Consider the following 20,052-nt stretch of genomic DNA (forward strand, 5'->3'; position numbering starts at 1 on the left):
TTTTCTACCGATGAAATATTCCTACGGAATATAAAATTGGTTTCGGAATTTTGGCGTTTGGAATTTGAAATTTGGAATTTGAAATTTGGAATTTTGAATTTTGGAATTTGAATTTTGAATTTTGAATTTTGGAATTTCAAAAAACTGAAATTTCAAAAAATTGGAATTTTACTTTTTTTGTTTTAGGCAGAAAACAAAAAAAGCCTTGAATTTCTTCAAGGCTTTGAATCTGGGTGGCTGACCGGGTTCGAACCGGCGACCCGCGGCACCACAAACCGCTACTCTAACCAGCTGAGCTACAACCACCATTTTTGCTTAGCGAGTGCAAATATATAACAAAGGTTTACTTCTACAAAGAAAAAAATGAAAAATTTACAACAAATTTTCTAAGCTATTGACTGCCAAACATCTTTCAACAGTAAAACCTTCGGCAAAATCTTTTCCAACTAATCTTCCTAAGTCCTGCGCGCGGTAATTTAAACTTTCAAAGAAGTTTTTACTGGTAATTGGCGTAGCGGGTTCTTTCGAATTCGGATCGTAAAATTGTGTTTTATATGCCGAGATCGCTTCTACTTTTTTATTCTCAAAACCTGTAATGTCTACTACGAAGTCAGGAGTGATATTTTTCCACTGAATGTAGTGATATACCACTTTAGGTCTCCAAGCTTCTTGTTTCTCGCCATCAATTGACGTTTCAATTTTCATCAAACCTGATAAAAAGCAAGAATCAGAAACCAACTTACTTCCTTTTCCGTGATCAATATGGCGGTCATCGATTGCATTACACAATACAATTTCGGGTTTATACTTACGAATCATTTTAATGACTTCTAATTGGTGTTTTTCATCATTCACAAAAAAACCATCACGCATTGCTAAATTTTCACGCACAGCGACACCTAAAATCTTTGCGGCATCTTTTGCTTCCTGATCTCTAATTTCTGCAGTTCCACGGGTTCCTAATTCGCCGCGTGTTAAATCTACAATACCCACTTTTTTTCCAAGTGATACTTCTTTTAAAATTGTTCCCGCACATCCCAATTCTACATCATCTGGATGCGCACCAAAGGCTAATATGTCTAATTTCATTTGTTTTTTTGTTTGTTTTGTTTCAAGTTTCAGGTTTCAGGTTACGTACAGAACGTGAAACTTGAAACTTGAAACCTGAAACTATTTTTTCAATACTCTCTTCATCGTCATCGATTTGTTGACGCTTTCCTCCCATTCTTTTTCTGGAATACTTTCTTTGGTAATACCGCATCCCATATACAAAATGGCTTTGTTTTCCTGAATCTGCATGCTTCGTAAATTTACAAATAAATCAGAACTTGCATTATTTCCAGCAAAACTGCTGTTTAATTCTCCTAAAAAACCTGTGTAGAAAGTTCTATCATAGTTTTCATTTTCAATAATAAACGCTTTTGCTTTTTTCTTTGGCAGACCACAAACGGCAGGCGTTGGATGCAATGTATCAATAACCTCCTCTAAAGTGGAGTTATCATTTAAAACTCCTGAAATATCGGTTTTTATATGCCAGATCGATCCTGCTTTAAGACTGTAAGGTTCAGAAACTACAACCGAAGCCGCAAATTCGCGAAGTCTTTTTACAATAAAATCGGTTACATACTGCTGTTCGTCTTTTTCTTTCTGCTGCCAGACAATTTCAGTTTCCAAATTATCTTTCTGCGTTCCAGCCAGAGCCATGGTTTCAAAAACATTCCCATTTGCTTTTAAAAGCTTTTCAGGTGTTGCTCCCATCCAAAGTCCAATTTTTGGATGAAAAAAGCAATAACAAAAAGTCGCTGGATACAATTGAACCAAATGCTGAAAGGTTTCAACAAAATCAAATTCCGTTAACGGAACTTCTTCGCTTCTTGATAAAACTACTTTTTTAAATTCTCCGTTTTTAATGGCATTGATTCCCTGGGCAACCAAATATTCATATTGAAACTTCGCTTCAGGATCAAAATTTAAATCGTCAATTTTAATGGGTTCAAATGCTGTAACTTCTTTTTCGGCAGTAATAATTTCCGATTCGTTTTCTGGAATTAAAATCAATTGCTTTTCATCAAAAGAAGCAAAAACAAATCCTTTTTCGCTGTAATCCGAAACGGTGTGCAAAGTATTATTTTGCTGTAAAATCCCAATAAGATCAGTAGTATTGGGTTTAGAATAAAGTACAAATGGTAAATTTTGCTCTTTATGATTTTTAATTTTCAAGAAAAATGGATTCATAATTTATTCACTTTTCTTTCTATCCAAAACCATATTCGTCAATTTGCAAAGCGAAATCAAATTTCCAGCTTCATCTGTAATTTTAATTTCCCACAAATGAACCGTTCTTCCTTTGTGAATAATTCTGGCTGTACCAAAAACATAACCTTCACGAATACTTTTTAGGTGATTTGCCGAAATTTCGATACCTCTTACCTCCTGCTCTTTCGGATTAATAAAAAAGAAAGAAGCTGCACTTCCTACACTTTCTGCTAAAGCTACAGAAGCTCCGCCGTGCAGCAATCCCATTGGCTGGTGAACACTTGGATTTACAGGCATTTTTGCAGTTAAAAAATCTTCTCCGGCGTCGATATATTCTATTTTCAGCGTTTCCATCAATGTGTTTTTAGAAAACTCATTGCATCGCGCTAAAATCTGCTCTTTTGTATGATTCATTAAAATAAACTTTAAAAACGTAAAATTAAAGAAAGATAAGACACAAATCGAAAAATCGGATTCTAAATTGAAAATCATTTATGAACTTGTCAGTTTTTTGCTATTTTTACAAAAACTATCAATATACATCTGAGGCTGAAATGCAATGTTTTTTTGCCACAGATTTCACAGATTTAAAGGATTTTAAAAACATAGCCACTAATTGCACGAATTTCCGCGAATTAAATTTGTGAAAATTCGAGAAATTCGTGGAGAAAAAAAATTCTTTTAATCTATAGCTAAAAAAAATAAATGCGTCAATATTTTACAATCTTAATTCTGGGTTTAATTCTAGCTTTTAGTTCCTGTCGAACTGATTTTGATACTGTTGCCAGCACTGGAGATTTAAAGTTTTCAAAAGACACTGTTTATTTAGATACTGTTTTTAAAAATATTGGTTCGAGTACTTACCAGCTGAAAGTTTACAACCGAAGTAAAAACGACATATCGATTCCAATTGTTCAATTCAAAAAAGGTTTAAGCTCTAAATACCGCATGACCGTTGACGGAATGACCGGCACTAACGGCAAGATTTTTAAAGATGTTACGCTTTTAGCGAAAGACAGTTTGTATATTTTTATAGAAACAACGGCCAATATTACAGATGCCAACCCTACTGATTTTTTATATACTGATGAAATTCAGTTCGACAGCGGGGCTAATCTTCAGGAAGTAGCTTTAGTTACTTTGATCCAAGATGCTGTTTTCTTATATCCAAACCAAAATCCTGATGGAACAAAAGAAAAAATACAAATTGATGGCAAAGATGTTGATGGGTTTTATCTGAGTGAAAATGATGCTGTAAACGGAAACGAATTGATTTTTACCAAACAAAAACCCTACGTAATTTACGGATATGCAGGAGTTCCAGAGAACAAGACCGTAACTTTTGAAGCTGGCGTAAGAATCCATTTTCATGCTAATTCTGGCTTATATGTTGGCAATAATGCTTCATTGCAGATTAACGGAACTGCCTCAAAAACCGATCAATTAGAAAATGAAGTTATCTTTGAAGGAGATCGTTTAGAATCTCTATATTCTGATATTCCTGGACAGTGGAAATCGGTTATTTTTTCTAACGGAAGTGCCAATCATTCTATCAATCATTTAACTTTAAAAAATGCGATTACTGGGTTAGACTTTAAAAATCCATCTAATACGGTTGAAATTAAAAACACCCAAATTTACAATTGTGTTGAATACGGAATTTTAGCTGAAAACACTCGTATTATTGGCGAAAACGTCGTAATCAATTATGCTGGTATAGCAAGTTTATCTTGCGTTTACGGCGGCAATTATAGTTTCACACATTGTACTTTTAATAACAATTGGTCAAACCCTTCGCATTTCGCAGTTACTTTAAGCAATAGTTTAACTGGCAAAACTCCTGAAGCAAATGCGTTGACAAATGCAACTTTCAACAACTGCATTATTTACGGTTCTAATTTTAACGAATTGAATTTGAGTAAAAATACAAGCGCTGCTTTTGTATATCAGCTCAATAATTGTTTATTGAAATTCGGAAATACCACAAATCCTGATTATCAGTTTAAAACAGATACAGAACATTACAACAACATTATTCTAAATGAAAATCCGAAGTTTTATAATGCTGCTCAGAATAAATTCAATATTGACAAAACTTCTGCCGCTTTCGCGAAAGGAAATCCCGCATATATAATTCCGCTAGATATTTTAGGAATTACGAGAACTTCTCCACCAGATTTAGGCGCTTATCAGAATCAAGATTTTCCGAAGTAACTTTTTTAAACCATATAAGTCATATAAGAAATTTAAGTTTTTTCTATTTAAAGTATATCACTAAATACTTTTAAATGAACTTACATAACTTATATGATTAAAAAACAAATCGTAAGAAAATGTATCTAAAATTAAACATCGCTTAACGTATCGCATTCATAAAAGTAGTAGATTTGTTACAATACATTTTTAAACTTCTAAAAATCAGATTTTTAAAATGAATTTATTAACCCAAATCTTAACTATTAATTTATGAAAAAAAACTACTTTTTATTCTTATTGATGTTTACCGCTGTTGGTTTTGCTCAAATTCCATCCGGCTACTACAACACGGCAACTGGCACAGGTTATACCTTAAAAACTCAATTGTACAACATTATCAAAGGACATACTGATAATGGTTATGCAGGTTTATACACAACCTACCAAACATCTGACGTTGACAATTTTTACGAAAACGACGGAACAGTTTTAGACATGTATTCTGAAAATCCATCAGGAACAGATCCTTACAACTACAGTACTGGAAGCACGCAAAGATGCGGCAGCTATTCTGTAGAAGGCGATTGTTATAACAGAGAACACATTATTCCGCAATCTGTTTTTAATGAGCAGTCTCCAATGGTAGCCGATGCGCATTTTATTACTCCTACAGATGGAAAAGTAAATGGAATACGTTCTAATTACCCGCACGGAACGGTAAGCTCTGTGACTTACACTTCTCAAAACGGAAGTAAATTAGGATCAAGTTCAGTATCTGGATATTCAGGGACTGTATTTGAACCTATCAATGCTTTTAAAGGTGATATTGCGAGAATGTATTTTTATTTTGCAACCCGTTATGAAAATACAGTTGCAGGTTATTCATACGCTATGTTTGATGGTTCAAGCAACAAAGTTTTTACAACTGCTTTTCTAAATACTTTATTAGCCTGGCATGCTCAAGATCCTGTTAGTGCAAGAGAAATTGCTAGAAATAATGCTATCTATGCACGTCAAGGCAATAGAAATCCATACATAGACCATCCAGAATATGTAAATCAAATTTGGGGCGGAACATCTTCTACAGATACTCAAGCGCCAACTGCACCTGCTAGTTTGGCCTCAACATCAAAAACTGCAACTTCAATTACACTTGCTTGGAATACCTCTTCAGATAATGTTGGAGTTACAGGTTATGATGTTTATGCCAACAGTGCTTTAAAAACAACTGTTACTGGGTTAACAGCAACAATTACTGGATTAACAGCTTCTACCACTTATTCTATTTATGTAAAAGCAAAAGATGCAGCTGGAAACACTTCTGCTTCAAGCAATACAATTTCAGTTACAACCAACAGCAGCGGAACTGGAACAGCAACCGACTTACTTTTCTCTGAATACATTGAAGGTTCTGGAAACAACAAAGCGTTGGAAATTGCCAATAATACAGGAAGTTCGATTAGTTTAGCTGCTTATACAATCAAAAAACAAACTAATGGTGCTGGTTCTTGGAGCACAGGTTTGGCTTTAACGGGAACATTAACAACTGGAAGTAAATTTGTAATTGTAAACAGCTCTATTTCTTCAAGCTGTTTTTCTACAAGTTCAGCCAATATTTCGACAACGGCAACCGAATTGACTTTTAACGGAAATGACGCTGTAGGTTTGTTCAAAAACGGAGTACTAATTGATATCATTGGAACTTTTAATGGCGGAACAGCTAATTTTGCTATTGATGTTACTTTAAGAAGAAAATCTACTGTGACTTCTCCAAGTACAACTTTCAATTTAAGCTCACAATGGGATTCTTATACAACCGACACGTGCGGCAACTTAACAAGCAAACAAGCGCTGCCAATTGAAGAGGAAATTGCTGAAACATCAGAGGATATTGTTATTTTTCCAAATCCTTCAGATGGAAATTTCAATGTTGGTTTAAACAATTTTGAATCTCCTTATTCGATAGAGATTATTTCTTTTACTGGACAAAAAGTGTTTGAAAAACAAAATAGTACAGATGCTGTAATTACCGCAGGGAATCTTCCAAAAGGAATTTATCTAGTTAAAATTGTCAAAGACTCTAAAACTATTATTGAAAAGATAATTATTAACTAAGTCAGAAAACTATATTTTCACGCAGATTTTACAAAATTAAACCTGTTTAATCACTAAAATCTGCGTGAAATAATATACTTCGCAGAACTTTTTCACTTTATAAACTGAAAAAAATCCGCAAAATTTGCAAAATCTACGAAAAACAAAAGGTTTAATAATTTTGGATTTTTCGCAGCTCAAAAATTGCCGTCATTTTCATAATCTTCTTGAAATAAAAACCTTTGCAAAAGACTTTGATTCAAAAAAAGTTTATGACTTTGCATCCATTGTGGTTAAACGAAATCTGCCAGAAAAAAGCAGTTTTATATTTTTTCTAAAGACTTTGTTATCAAATTTGCGCTTACTATTTATTTAAACTAAATTTGCAGCTCAATACAACAAACTACACATCACAATGATCCATTTCTTTGAAAACCAAAGCAAAACTGTTTTTGCCGTACAAACGCAAAACGAAATTTCAGCTCAAGACATTTCAAAATTAAACTGGCTATTTGCCGACTCGAATAAGATCGAAAAATCCGCATTGACGGGTTTTTTTGTTGGTCCACGCGCCACTATGATCACACCTTGGAGCACAAATGCTGTAGAAATCACTCAAAATATGGGTGTTCCGGGCATTATCAGAATTGAAGAATTTCATCCTGCAACGGAAGATTTTACTGATTTTGATCCGATGCTTTTTCAAAAATTCAATGAATTAGATCAAGAAATTTTTACTATCAACATTAAGCCGGAACCAATTCTGGAAATTGATGATATTGCAGCTTACAACAGAGTTGAAGGTTTAGCTTTAAGCGAAGAAGAAGTAGATTACTTAAATAATCTTGCTGCAAAACTTGGAAGAAAATTAACTGATTCTGAGATTTTTGCTTTCTCTCAAGCCAATTCAGAACACTGCCGACACAAAATTTTCAACGGAACATTTGTGATTGATGGTGAGGAAAAAGAAACTTCTCTTTTCAAATTAATCAAAAAAACATCTCAGGAAAATCCTAACGATATCGTGTCTGCTTACAAAGACAACGTTGCTTTTGTAAAAGGACCAAAAGTGCAGCAGTTTGCACCAAAATCTGCTGACAAACCTGATTTTTACGAAATAAAAGAATTTGATTCTGTTATCTCATTAAAAGCAGAAACACACAATTTCCCAACAACAGTTGAGCCTTTCAACGGAGCTGCAACAGGTTCTGGAGGAGAAATTCGTGACCGTTTAGCGGGTGGACAAGGTTCGTTGCCTTTAGCAGGAACTGCTGTTTATATGACTTCATATTCTCGTTTGAACAATGACAGAAAATGGGAAAATGCTCTTGAAGAAAGAAAATGGTTGTATCAAACGCCAATGGATATTTTAATCAAAGCTTCAAACGGAGCTTCTGATTTCGGAAATAAATTTGGACAGCCACTTATTACGGGTTCTGTTTTAACTTTCGAACATTCAGAAAACGACCGTAAAATTGGTTACGATAAAGTAATCATGCAGGCGGGAGGAATTGGTTATGGAAAACTAAATCAGTCAATTAAACAAAAACCACAAGAAGGTGATAAAATCGTAATTCTTGGTGGAGAAAATTATAGAATCGGAATGGGTGGTGCTGCGGTTTCATCTGCAGATACTGGTGCTTTCGGTTCAGGAATCGAGTTGAATGCCATTCAGCGTTCAAATCCTGAAATGCAAAAACGTGCTGCTAACGCCATTCGTGGTTTAGTAGAAAGCGACAATAACCCAATTGTTTCGATTCACGATCACGGAGCTGGAGGGCACTTAAACTGCCTTTCTGAATTAGTGGAAGAAACTGGAGGTTTGATCGATTTAGACAAATTACCAGTTGGAGATCCAACACTTTCTGCAAAAGAAATTATTGGTAACGAATCTCAGGAAAGAATGGGATTGGTTATTGGTCAAAAAGATATTGATACGTTGCAAAGAATCGCCGACAGAGAGCGTTCGCCAATGTATCAGGTTGGAGATGTAACGGGAGATCACCGTTTTACTTTCCAATCACAATCAAATGGTTCAAAACCGATGGATTATGCTTTAGAAGATTTCTTCGGAAGTTCTCCAAAAACGGTTATGACAGATAAAACTGTTGATAGAAAATATGCTGATGTTGCTTACAATGTAGGGGATTTCGAAAGTTATTTAAAAGACGTTTTACGTTTAGAAGCTGTTGCCTCAAAAGACTGGTTAACAAACAAAGTGGACCGTTGTGTGGGCGGAAAAGTGGCTAAACAACAAAATGCAGGTCCGTTACAATTGCCTTTAAATAATGTCGGAGTTATGGCTTTGGATTATTTAGGTAAAGAAGGAATTGCCACTTCTATTGGGCATGCTCCTATTGCAGCTTTGATTGATCCGATTGCGGGTTCTAGAAATGCTATTGCAGAATCGTTATCAAACATTATCTGGGCACCAATTAAAGATGGTTTAAAAGGAATTTCACTTTCTGCAAACTGGATGTGGGCTTGTAAAAACGAAGGTGAAGACGCTCGTTTATACGCTGCTGTTGAAGGTTGTTCAGATTTTGCAATCGAATTGGGAATCAACATTCCGACAGGAAAAGATTCACTTTCGATGAAACAAAAATATCCAAACGACGAAGTAATCGCGCCGGGAACGGTTATTATTTCTGCTGGAGGAAACTGTACAGACATTAGAAAAGTAGTGGAGCCAGTTTTACAGAAAAACGGAGATTCTATTTATTATATCAATTTGTCTCAAGATGATTTCAAATTAGGAGGTTCTTCTTTTGCACAAATTAGAAACACAATCGGAAACGAAACTTCTACTATTAAAGACGCTTCTTTCTTCAAAAATGCTTTTAACACAATCCAGGAATTAATCGGCGAAAGCCAAATCTTAGCGGGTCATGATATCGGAAGCGGTGGTTTAATTACTACTTTATTAGAATTATGTTTTGCTGATGTAAATCTGGGAGCTAAAATTGATTTTAGCGCATTCGCGGAAAAAGACTTATTGAAAATCCTTTTCGCAGAAAACATCGGAATCGTTTTCCAAGCAAAATCAGATGCAGCTGTTGAAGCTAAATTAAACGCGAATAATATCGAATTCTTCAAAATTGGTTCAGTTCAAGAAACTGCCACTTTAGAATTTGCAGATTACAAATTGGATATTCCAACTTACAGAGATGTTTGGTTCGAGACTTCTTATTTATTAGATCAAAAACAATCTAAAAACGGAAGAGCTCAGGCACGTTTTGAAAACTATAAAAATCAGGTTTTAAATTATACTTTCCCTGCTCACTTTACAGGAAAAAAACCAGAAATCGACAATTCTAAACCAAGACCAAAAGCAGCAATTATCCGCGAGAAAGGAAGTAATTCTGAGCGTGAAATGGCAAATGCTATGTACTTAGCAGGTTTTGATGTAAAAGACGTTCACATGACCGATTTAATTTCTGGCCGTGAAACTTTAGAAGACATTCAGTTTATTGGTGCAGTTGGAGGATTCTCTAACTCAGATGTTTTAGGTTCTGCTAAAGGCTGGGCTGGAGCTTTCTTATACAACGAAAAAGCAAAAACAGCTTTGGATAATTTCTTCAAAAGAGAAGATACCTTATCTGTCGGAATTTGTAACGGATGCCAGTTGTTTATGGAATTGGAAGTGATTAATCCAGAGCATGAAGTTCACGGAAAAATGCTTCATAACGAAAGCCAGAAACACGAAAGTATCTTTACTTCTGTAAAAGTTCAGGAAAACAATTCGGTTATGTTATCGACATTGGCTGGAAGTACTTTAGGAGTTTGGGTTTCTCACGGAGAAGGTAAATTCAAATTGCCTTATGCAGAGGATCAATACAACATTGTTTCTAAATACGCTTACGAAGGTTATCCTGCAAACCCTAACGGTTCTGATTACAACACCGCAATGATGTGTGACAAAACTGGAAGACATTTGGTTATGATGCCTCATATTGAGCGTTCAACTTTCCAATGGAACTGGGCGCATTATCCAAAAGACAGAAACGACGAGGTTTCGCCTTGGCATGAAGCTTTTGTTAATGCCAGAAAATGGATTGAGAAAAACTAAAAAATATATTTTAAAAGCGCCCGAATTTATCGGGCGTTTTTTTTATAGCCACGAATTACACGAATTTCCACTAATTAATTATTAGTCTAAAAAATAGCAACAGATTAAGGATAGAAGGATTTTTATTCATCGCTCCTACTAATAAATGGTAATTAATTCGTGGAAATTCGTGCAATTCGCGGCAAAAAAACCTCGGCACTATCCCCAAATAAGCCGAAGCATTTCATATTTCATTCCTTAAAAGCTGATGCAATTCCAGTAACAATATTCGCTGTTCCGAAGGCAAATAATCCAGAAGCAATTGCAGCTTGTCCAGAGAAAAATTGACTATCGCGAATTACAGCACTAAAAATTGTTCCGCCAGCCAGTCCGGCAATTAAACCTAAACCAATTGTCGAAATAATCCACCAAGGTTCTGGTTCAGGAATTGGCGGTTTTTTCAAAAATCTTCTCCACCAGCCCGGATATTTAGTTCCGCACCAGCCCATCGCTAAGAAAAAAGCAGTTTCCATAATATTAGTTTTTATGTGTTGCCTACTCGTTTGCTTTTCGGCTTCCGCATTTTGACGGGATAAAAGTAGGATTAGAAATTTTTAAAAAGTCAATGAAATTTCCTGTTTTTAAAAGGGGAAAAACACCTTTTTTTTAAAATTTGGAGTTTCATTAAGGAACCATTAGTCTATACTAAGACTAACTTAATAATATCTTAAGATGCTTTCTTCTTCGGTATTTCAGTTGATAAATAACTTTGCGGTATGAAAAAATGGAAACAAAATTTAGCAGCCGCAATTATTCTATTTGCCTTAAGCCAATATTCTTTTAGCCAAAAAACAAATGCTATAAATGGAACCATTTCGGATGGAAAAGCTCCAATCGAATTTGTCGACGTAGTTTTAAAACCAGTTACTGATACAACCAAAACTGCAGCTTATGCCGTTACTGATGCTTCTGGAAAATTCATTATTGAAAATATAAATCCTGCCGATTATGTTTTAAAATTTCGATTAATTGGTTTTAAAACAGCTAGTCAGAAAATAAAATATTCAGGTTCTTCTATTGCTCTCGGAAATATCGTTTTACAGGAAGATGCCAATTTATTGAACACAGTTGTTGTAAAATCAGAAAAAAAGCAAATTGAGAAAACGGCTGAAGGTTTTGTATTTAATGCCGTTTCTAATATTTCCCAGTCTGGTGGAACTGCAATTGATATGCTAAAAAACATTCCGACTGTGGCTGTTGATGCAGATGATGCTATTTCGTTAAGAGGAAAAACACCTTTGATTTTAATTAACGGAAAAAATTCTGCTATTACCAATATGAATCAGATTCCGGCAAGCAGTATCGAAAGTATTGAAATTATTACAAGTCCAACTGCAAAATACGATGCCAGTGCAGAGAGCGGCATTATTAACATAAAACTCAAGAAAAATAATTCAAACGGAATAAACGGCGCAGCGGTTCTAGGAAGCGGTTTTGGTGCAAAAGGCAGAATTAATAGTTCAGTTCTTTTAAATCATAAAACGGATAAATGGAATGTGGGTCTTGCCTATGACAATCGTTTTGCTGGAAGAACTAAAAGAATAAAAGGTGAAAGAACGAATTATTTTATTGATGATGAACATTTTATCAATCAAAATAGAAGCGACCAGCGAACTGAAGGTTTGCAAAATTTAAAGTTTAATGTAGATTTTTCTCCAAATGAAAGAAATACTTTTTCGTTTGAAGCACTCGGAAACATTGAAAATCAAGATAATGATGAAACATTAAGAACAGCTATTTTTAAGAGTTCAAATGAATTTTACTCTAGTAACAAACGTCATTCGCTAGAATTAGAGCGTTCAAAAGTCGCAGAATTTGCTTTTAATTATGATCGAAAATTTTCTGATGATAGAAAAAATTTAAACGCCAGCATTACGACTTCGTTTAATTTTGATAGAGAAAACACCGATATTGATACTGATAATTATGATGAAAATCAGATACAAATTGGCAACACTTTTTGGCAGAGAACTCACAATTACGAAAAAGAAAATATCTCAAATGCCATTTTAAATTACGCATTCCCTATTTCAGAAAAAACTATTATTGAAACTGGATATAAAGGAACTTTTAGATTCTTTAATTCTGATTTTCAAAGTGCAGATGAAATCAATAATGAATATGTGATTAATCCGCGAGCCAGCAATATTTTTGATTTTAATGAGCAAATAAATGCTGTGTACGGACTTTTAAATTCTTATTCAGGTGCTAAAGAGAATCCGAAATGGAAATACAATTTAGGTTTACGCGCAGAAAATGTTTCAAACAATGGAGCAACCCAAAACAATAGTGACCGCTTTAATAATGATTATTTAAAACTTTTTCCTTCGGGATCAATTCAATTAAATTTAAAATCGGATGAGTCTTTAAAATTCGGTTACAGCAAACGTATTAATCGTCCAGATTTAGATGATTTGAATCCGTTTATAGATATTACAGATGCATTGAATCCGCATGGAGGGAATCCGTATTTGAAACCAGAAATTATTCATATTGTCGAATTGAATTACAACAAAGAGTGGAATAATTCTTCTCTTTCTGGAAATGCTTTTTATAGAAATGCCAATAATACGATTAGACAATATGCCATTTTACAAGACAACGGAGTGGTTTTATTACAGCCTCAAAACATTGGAAACACCGTTACTTACGGACTCGAAACGATTTTCAGTTTTAAACCGATTTCTTTTTACGATGCCAATATTAGTGTAACTGCTTTTGAACAAAACATTAATGCCGATAATTTAGCACAAGTTCAAGATATTGTCAGCAGCGCTTTTAGCTGGTACGGAAAAATGATTAATAATTTTACGCCTTGGAAAGGCGGAAAACTTCAGGTTATTGGCAACTATAATTCTGCCGTTGCAACTCCGCAGGGAAAACGAATTCCGATTTACAATGTAGATATGGGTTTTCAGCAGAAATTAGGAAAAGCAAATGCCCGATTGGGTTTGGTTGTTACCGATATGTTTAACACTTTAGAAAGCGGTTATAAAAACAGCACTTTATTGTTTAGAAACAATAGAACTTCTAAATCTGATACTCGAGCTTTGATGCTAACTTTTGCTTATACTTTTAAATCTGATTTTAAAGAAAAATTACTCGAAAATCAGTTTTCTACAGAGTAAAAAACTGACCAAAAATAAATAATTTCATTCTTGTATTTTTAAGCTTCCATTCTATTAAAAAAATGGATTATATTCGCTCAGAAAAAATCAGCCGCTAGATTTTTTAAGCCCAAAAACATTAAACCTACATAGAATGAAATTTTTAAAATTACTTTTTATTTTCAGCTTATTTTTTGCTGCCACAACATCACATTCACAAGTTCACGTAGATCAAATTACGCACAATTCTAAAGATCGTTTTATTACTACTACAATCAATTATCCTGTTTCTGGAACTTATGCGCCAATTGGACAAAAGCAGCCTATTACGGTTTTAAATCCAGACGGAACTGGTTTTATTCAGGCTGATGATTTGAGCAAACAAAAGATCAATTGGGGAATTGAGTGTACTGAAGAAGGAGTTCCTGTTTTTAAAGAAGGCTTCAATAGCGCCTCTTACACCTTTTGGTACAGACCAAATGATAGTGAAGAATGGTATTACTCGCAATTCTCGATTCATTTTGCCAAGAAAAAAATGTTCTTAATGGGAGAGCGAGTTAAAGAATATGAAGATTACAATGTTCAATAGCCTGTAAAAAATAGTCCTGCTATTAAATTTTTCTTGGTTTTTATTAAAGTTTACTATAAAAAAGAAAACGTTTTCGTTGAATTTTGATAGTCTCTATAAATTTTCCCATAAAATTTCATAAAATAAAAAATTATACCTAAATTTTATTTAATTTGCAGTAAAATTCAATATATTAAACATGGTTTCAATCACACGCCTTTTTGATTTTCCCTATTATCAACAAGAAACTTACAACCTCCCAGTTGCTCTTGCAACCAAAAAAAATGGAGTCTGGGAAAAAACATCTAGCCAGGAATATATTGCAAAAGCAAATGCTGTTTCAAGAGCATTATTGCGCATGGGCGTTAAGAAAGATGATAAAATTGCCTTAATTACTTCAAATAACAGAACCGAGTGGAATATCATGGATATTGGTATTTTGCAGACTGGTGCTCAGAATGTTCCTATTTATCCAACTATTGCTGAGGAAGATTACGAATATATTTTAAACCACAGCGGCAGTATTTACTGCTTTGTTTCTGATGATGAAGTATATCAAAAAGTACAGGCTATTAGAGCGAATGTACCAACTTTAAAAGAGGTTTATTCTTTTAATGAAATTCCAGGCTGCAAACATTGGTCTGATTTATTATTAGCAGGAGAAGACGAAAGCAACCAAAATGAAGTTGAAGCTATAAAAGACAGTATAAAAACAGATGATTTAGCGACTATTATTTATACTTCTGGAACGACAGGAAAACCAAAAGGTGTTATGCTTTCGCACAAAAATATTGTTTCAAATGTTTTAGACAGTGCGCCAAGAATTCCTTTTGATGCCGGAAAAAGTACTGCTTTAAGCTTCTTACCAATCTGTCATATTTTTGAAAGAATGATTTTGTACATCTATCAATATTATGGTGTTTCGGTATATTTTGGCGAATCTATTGATAAAATTAGTGATAACTTAAAAGAAGTTCGTCCAACAGTTATTACAGCTGTTCCAAGACTTTTGGAGAAAGTTTACGATAAAATTTATGCTAAAGGTGCTGAATTAACTGGCATTAAGAAAAAACTATTTTTCTGGGCTATTGATTTAGGTTTAAAATATGAGCCATACGGAGCAAACGGATTTTGGTATGAATTCCAATTAAAAATTGCCCGCAAACTTATTTTCAGTAAATGGAAAGAAGGTTTGGGCGGAAACCTGGATTTAATGGTTTCTGGAAGTGCGGCTTTGCAGCCTCGTTTAACAAGAGTTTTTGCTGCAGCAGAAATTCCGGTTATGGAAGGTTACGGTTTATCTGAAACATCTCCGGTAATCGCTGTAAACGATCAAAGAAACAAAGGTTTTAAAATTGGCACGGTTGGAAAACCAATCCGCAATATAGAAGTTAAAATTGCCGAAGACGGAGAAATTCTTTGCAAAGGACCAAACGTAATGTTAGGCTATTTCAAAGATCCCGAAAAAACAGCTGAAGCTTTACAAGACGGTTATTTCCACACAGGAGATATCGGCGAAATTGACAGCGAAGGTTTCTTAAAAATTACCGATCGTAAGAAAGAAATGTTCAAAACTTCTGGAGGTAAATATATTGCACCGCAAATGATCGAAAATGCCATGAAACAATCTCGTTTTATTGAGCAGATTATGGTTGTTGGTGAAGGCGAAAAAATGCCTGCTGCTTTTATTCAGCCAAACTTTGAATTTGTAAAAGAATGGGCTAAAATTCATAAAATTACTTTAGGAAGCACAGATAAAGAAATCAGCGAAAATCCAGAAGTAATTAAACGTATTGATAGTGAAGTGGAAGAAATCAATAAAAAATTCGGACACTGGGAACAAATCAAACGTTTTGAACTTACGCCAGATGTTTGGTCTATCGACGGAGGACAATTGACTCCTACGCTGAAATTAAAACGTAAAATCATTAAAGAGATTTATAAAGATCTGTATGCTAAAATTTATGGTCAGAATTAAATCAGAATAATATAACCAAAAAGAAAACGGCTGTCGATAATTTTGACAGCCGTTTTTAATTTTGAAGACACCAACGCAAAATCTTCGCGATGTTTTTGGCATCATCAATACCGCGGTGGTGGGTTCCTTCCAGCGGAATATTCAGTAATTCAAGTGCACCATTCATTCCGGTTGGTTTTACTAATCCAAACTTTTCGGCAAAATGGGTTTTCACATTAATATGTTCATCAGCCATCGGATACGGCACTCCAAACAATTTACACTGCTTTTTAAACATATTTAAGTCGTACTGACCGTAACTTGCCCAAGTATATAAATCGGGGCTGTATTGGTCGATTAACTGATTCACGGCTTCCTCAAAAAGAACTCCATTTTTATCCAGCAAATCTTGAGTTATAGTAGTTAACTCTGTACAAAACAGACTTACACTAGAACGCTGGGGCCTAATCAAAATCCCTTGGTTCTTCGTAATTTCTCCCGTTTGCGTATCTAAAACCGCTAACCCGATTTCGATAATTTCATTTTCCTGTCCTTGTGGGACTGCACTCTGCCAGCATGTGGCTTCTAAATCGATAATAATAATTTTATCTGTTGTTTTCATTTTTTTAATTTTTTAATAATTGTTTTTTTTAACCGCTAAGAACGCTAAGATTAATTTCACGCAGATTTAGCAGATTTTGTATAATGTTTTTAATCCTTTATCCCGATAGCTATCGGGAGTGGCTAGAAACTTAGAAGAACATGCTTTTAAAATCTAAAAAGAAACTTCTTTTCTTAGACTTTTTTTCATGCTTCTCTTTTTTCGCAGCACTTTTCTTTTTCAAAACTTCTTTAGCTTTCTCCATTCGTTTAACTGGTTTTATTTCCTCAGTTTTAGAATTTTCGTAAAACTTTTTGAAAGGACGCGGCTCGAAATCAACCAAAATTGCCGCCATATTTATAGCATCAATGTTTGACGGATCTGTTTCACCTTTAAAGAAAGTCTCGATAGGTCTAAACTTATCTTTTTTCTCCTTAAACTTATTCTTTTTACTATGATCGAAATCTAAGCCCAATAGATTACTGAAAACATTCAAGTCATCTTTTGTTGGGTTATTTTCGAAAATCAGCCAGCACAAATCACGAAGTTGTCCACGAGAAGGTTTGTACAAATAATCAAAGTATTTACCTTCTTTTTCGGTCTCGTATTTTTTTCTAATTGCTTTTTTGTATTTTTCTAATTTATTGTTTTGCATGGTATTTTTTTTTTTTGCAATTCTTGGGAATCTCAGGAAATCGAAGGTTTTTCTGGGAAATCCAATATCACAAAAGTTAAAAGCACCCTTGCTCTACCAGAGAAATATCTCTAAATGATATATATAATCTCCCTAAAATTCACCCTTTCATTCCATAGGTTAATCAGTTTCAAATCCATTTTTTTACTTGAGGCATATGACGACTCGCTAAACTCCACTGTTTCTGTTTGATCACTATGATCCGACCTAAGTCCACTTTTTTGATTCATCCTTAAATTTTTATTATTAAACTAAATTTTTTACGTCGCGACGATTTCTTTACGAACAAATATTACAATCGCCCTGCGCATTTATTTTGCGTACTTCTCTAAGTTTCTATCCCGAAGTTTCGGGACTGAGTTGCTAAGTTTTCAAACCTTTGTACCTCTGTACCTTTGAACCTTTGCACCTCAACAAAAAAAAGCACCCAATTAAAGGTGCTTCATAACAAATACGATATAACTATCTTATTGCCTATATTGATGCACCGACATGTAAAAGTATTCACGCTCCGAAGGCGCGGCTACTAATCCTGGGTTTTGTATGTATAAATTAAAACTCATTTTATTTATTTTTTAATTGTTGTTGTTGTTGTTTTTCTGAAACTCATTGTTTCGATTTTGTCTGGCAAAGATATGATGGAAAAAATCATATTTCCAAATATTTTTTAAGATTATTTTTCTGACTATCAATTAGTTACATCAAAAATTAAGACAAAGAAATTCCTGTCCGCAAACTGGTGCAGATCTCTATTTTACATCAAATGACTGTTACTCATCAGATTACTTTCCAAGACTATATCTCTCTATTTTGATTAATCATTAAACATATTGGTTAATTATTTTTTTAGTTTTTTTTAGTTCTGGTTTGTTTTCTTTATCATTTTGTTGTTCTCTTTTGTCACACTGAGCGTCCCGAGACTTCGGGAGAAATGCTTTTAAACAAAAAAAGCGTCCCGAATTAGGACGCTTTTTATATTTTATGATGAGTTACACTCTAAAATTACATTTCACTTTCATAAAAATACATATAGCGTCCTGCCATCTCAGCGGGAAAATCTCCTGCTAAAAGTTCAAAACTTGATTTAATTGAAAGTATCATATGTATTTTTCTGTTTATTAATTACAGATACAAATGTAGTATATTTTATCATAATTTAACAAAATATACCAAAAATATATTTTTTATAACAAATCAAAGTTTGTAAAATTGTTCCGTAAGATAGAAAACTGTATCAATGAAAAATAAATTATTATCAAAAGTCAGAACATTTTCATCATGTAAATCTTCAAGAATAATACCTAATTCATCATTAAAATAGTCATTATTTCTAGTATTAACAAAACCGTTTGAGTTTAAAAAATGTTTCACATTCTCTAATTCTGTTGCACTATCAGATTGAACAAATTTTTGTTCCACTACAGCATAAAGTACTTCTGCTTGTTCATAAAATCCAATTAATTGATATGCAGTATCTGGAAAGAAATAATTGTTCAGCAACAAATTATTGAAATAATCTTTCCAAGATTCATAATATATACTATCATTAAGCTTGATTACTTTATGCTTGTTCTGAAGATAAACTTTTTGCTCTGCACCTGAAGATATAAAAGCATGAATGTTTATGTATGTAATCCAAAAACTATTTCGATCACAGAATTTTTTTATTAACGCTGTTTCTTCACTTTTGATTTGCTTGCTTGACTTAAGCGCTCTGCTTGCGCTCTCGCTTTCTCTAAGGTAACGGGAGATTGTTTGGATAGAATTTCCATGCCTAACTTGGCTCTTTCCTGAAATGATATTTTGTAATTCATTTTTCATGAAGTTTAAAGTTCAAAGATAAAGTTTTTATCAATACATCTTTCAAACTCTGCAATATCAAGCTTGCAGAGTTTTGATTTTTATGTTATTATCTATTACTGGCACAAGCCTTATAAATCTGTTTCTCTGAAAATGGCGATAAAGTTTCTGCCAGATTACGGCTGGTTCTTAAACAGCTTAGTATTTTTTGCCTTAAATTGATATCGTCGCCAAACTCTGTATGCATTAAAAGCTCGAAGATTTCCTGCAAATACATGGGCTGTTCTTTGTAATCTCCCTCAAACAATTCGTCTGAAAGGAAATTAATTACGGATGGCACTACATCACGATGTGTTGGTTTTTGATTTTCTTTTTGCATAATAGAAAATTTTAGATGCGCGAATACCCCGCTTTAGGTGTGCAAAACATTCAAAGGAATGATTTAGGACAGTTTCCTGTTCCTTCACCATGACGAGGTATTCGTTTATGTTAACTTAAAAAAAATTTTAAGGATTTCTCCTTTGATTGTTTTGCATCGCAAAGATATAGCTTTATTTTTAAAAGAAAGAAAAAACTTACGATAAAATATTTCAAATTATAATATTAAACCTATGTTGGCAAAACAAAGATAGGTATGTGGCGATAATTGTTGACTTTTAATGGATTTAAAT

At 33.9% G+C, this 20,052-nt stretch carries 14 protein-coding genes and 1 tRNA gene; 6 read left to right on the top strand and 9 right to left on the bottom strand.

The features are described 5' to 3' along the window. Positions 1–232 precede the first annotated feature (232 nt). The 4 genes from QMG60_RS20760 to QMG60_RS20775 all read right to left on the bottom strand — a co-directional run bounded on the left by QMG60_RS20760 (position 233) and on the right by QMG60_RS20775 (position 2,670). A tRNA-His gene (locus tag QMG60_RS20760) sits at positions 233–306 on the bottom strand. A 66-nt stretch (positions 307–372) separates the two neighbouring features. Beyond that, complete coding sequence (gene bshB1, locus QMG60_RS20765) at positions 373–1,089, bottom strand: bacillithiol biosynthesis deacetylase BshB1 (protein WP_057116665.1); 717 nt, start codon at positions 1,087–1,089, stop codon at positions 373–375. 81 nt (positions 1,090–1,170) lie between these two features. Further along, positions 1,171–2,235: a chorismate-binding protein gene (locus QMG60_RS20770; RefSeq protein WP_281866276.1), complete on the bottom strand. Its 1,065-nt coding sequence runs from the start codon at positions 2,233–2,235 to the stop codon at positions 1,171–1,173. 3 nt (positions 2,236–2,238) lie between these two features. Then, positions 2,239–2,670, bottom strand: a complete 432-nt coding sequence (locus tag QMG60_RS20775; protein WP_057117009.1) for a PaaI family thioesterase — start codon at positions 2,668–2,670, stop codon at positions 2,239–2,241. Positions 2,671–2,961: 291 nt separating this feature from the next. Here QMG60_RS20775 and QMG60_RS20780 point away from each other — a divergent pair, with 291 nt between their 5' ends. From QMG60_RS20780 to purL, 3 genes are all read left to right on the top strand, one after another. Continuing rightward, positions 2,962–4,470, top strand: coding sequence for a hypothetical protein (locus QMG60_RS20780; protein WP_281866277.1), 1,509 nt, complete (start codon positions 2,962–2,964; stop codon positions 4,468–4,470). A 252-nt stretch (positions 4,471–4,722) separates the two neighbouring features. Continuing rightward, positions 4,723–6,567, top strand: coding sequence for an endonuclease (locus QMG60_RS20785; RefSeq protein WP_281866278.1), 1,845 nt, complete (start codon positions 4,723–4,725; stop codon positions 6,565–6,567). A 394-nt stretch (positions 6,568–6,961) separates the two neighbouring features. Beyond that, positions 6,962–10,615, top strand: coding sequence for a phosphoribosylformylglycinamidine synthase (gene purL, locus QMG60_RS20790; protein WP_281866279.1), 3,654 nt, complete (start codon positions 6,962–6,964; stop codon positions 10,613–10,615). 230 nt (positions 10,616–10,845) lie between these two features. Here purL and QMG60_RS20795 read toward each other — a convergent pair whose 3' ends face one another. Further along, positions 10,846–11,127 carry a hypothetical protein gene (locus QMG60_RS20795; protein ID WP_281866280.1) on the bottom strand — a complete coding sequence of 94 codons (282 nt, stop codon included), beginning with the start codon at positions 11,125–11,127 and terminating at the stop codon, positions 10,846–10,848. A gap of 243 nt (positions 11,128–11,370) precedes the next feature. Between QMG60_RS20795 and QMG60_RS20800 the strand changes: the two genes are divergently transcribed. The 3 genes from QMG60_RS20800 (at position 11,371) to QMG60_RS20810 (ending at position 16,307) form a co-directional block, all read left to right on the top strand. Further along, positions 11,371–13,782, top strand: coding sequence for a TonB-dependent receptor (locus QMG60_RS20800; RefSeq protein ID WP_281866281.1), 2,412 nt, complete (start codon positions 11,371–11,373; stop codon positions 13,780–13,782). Between the two features lie 133 nt (positions 13,783–13,915). Next, positions 13,916–14,350 carry a hypothetical protein gene (locus tag QMG60_RS20805; protein WP_057116672.1) on the top strand — a complete coding sequence of 145 codons (435 nt, stop codon included), beginning with the start codon at positions 13,916–13,918 and terminating at the stop codon, positions 14,348–14,350. A 178-nt stretch (positions 14,351–14,528) separates the two neighbouring features. Next, entirely contained in the window at positions 14,529–16,307 is a 1,779-nt protein-coding gene (locus tag QMG60_RS20810; protein WP_057116673.1) for an AMP-dependent synthetase/ligase, read from the top strand. 55 nt (positions 16,308–16,362) lie between these two features. Here the strand turns inward: QMG60_RS20810 and QMG60_RS20815 are convergent, their stop codons facing one another. The 4 genes from QMG60_RS20815 to QMG60_RS20830 all read right to left on the bottom strand — a co-directional run bounded on the left by QMG60_RS20815 (position 16,363) and on the right by QMG60_RS20830 (position 19,760). Next, entirely contained in the window at positions 16,363–16,908 is a 546-nt protein-coding gene (locus QMG60_RS20815) for a 3'-5' exonuclease (RefSeq protein ID WP_281866282.1), read from the bottom strand. A 130-nt stretch (positions 16,909–17,038) separates the two neighbouring features. Then, positions 17,039–17,542: a hypothetical protein gene (locus tag QMG60_RS20820; RefSeq protein ID WP_281866283.1), complete on the bottom strand. Its 504-nt coding sequence runs from the start codon at positions 17,540–17,542 to the stop codon at positions 17,039–17,041. Between the two features lie 1,233 nt (positions 17,543–18,775). Continuing rightward, a complete protein-coding gene (locus QMG60_RS20825; RefSeq protein WP_281866284.1) occupies positions 18,776–19,402 on the bottom strand; it encodes a hypothetical protein in 627 nt (208 codons plus the stop codon). 88 nt (positions 19,403–19,490) lie between these two features. Further along, positions 19,491–19,760 carry a hypothetical protein gene (locus QMG60_RS20830; RefSeq protein WP_281866285.1) on the bottom strand — a complete coding sequence of 90 codons (270 nt, stop codon included), beginning with the start codon at positions 19,758–19,760 and terminating at the stop codon, positions 19,491–19,493. Positions 19,761–20,052 lie beyond the last annotated feature (292 nt).

Origin of the sequence: Flavobacterium sp. GSB-24 (assembly GCF_027924665.1) — a bacterium.
Lineage (GTDB): Bacteria > Bacteroidota > Bacteroidia > Flavobacteriales > Flavobacteriaceae > Flavobacterium.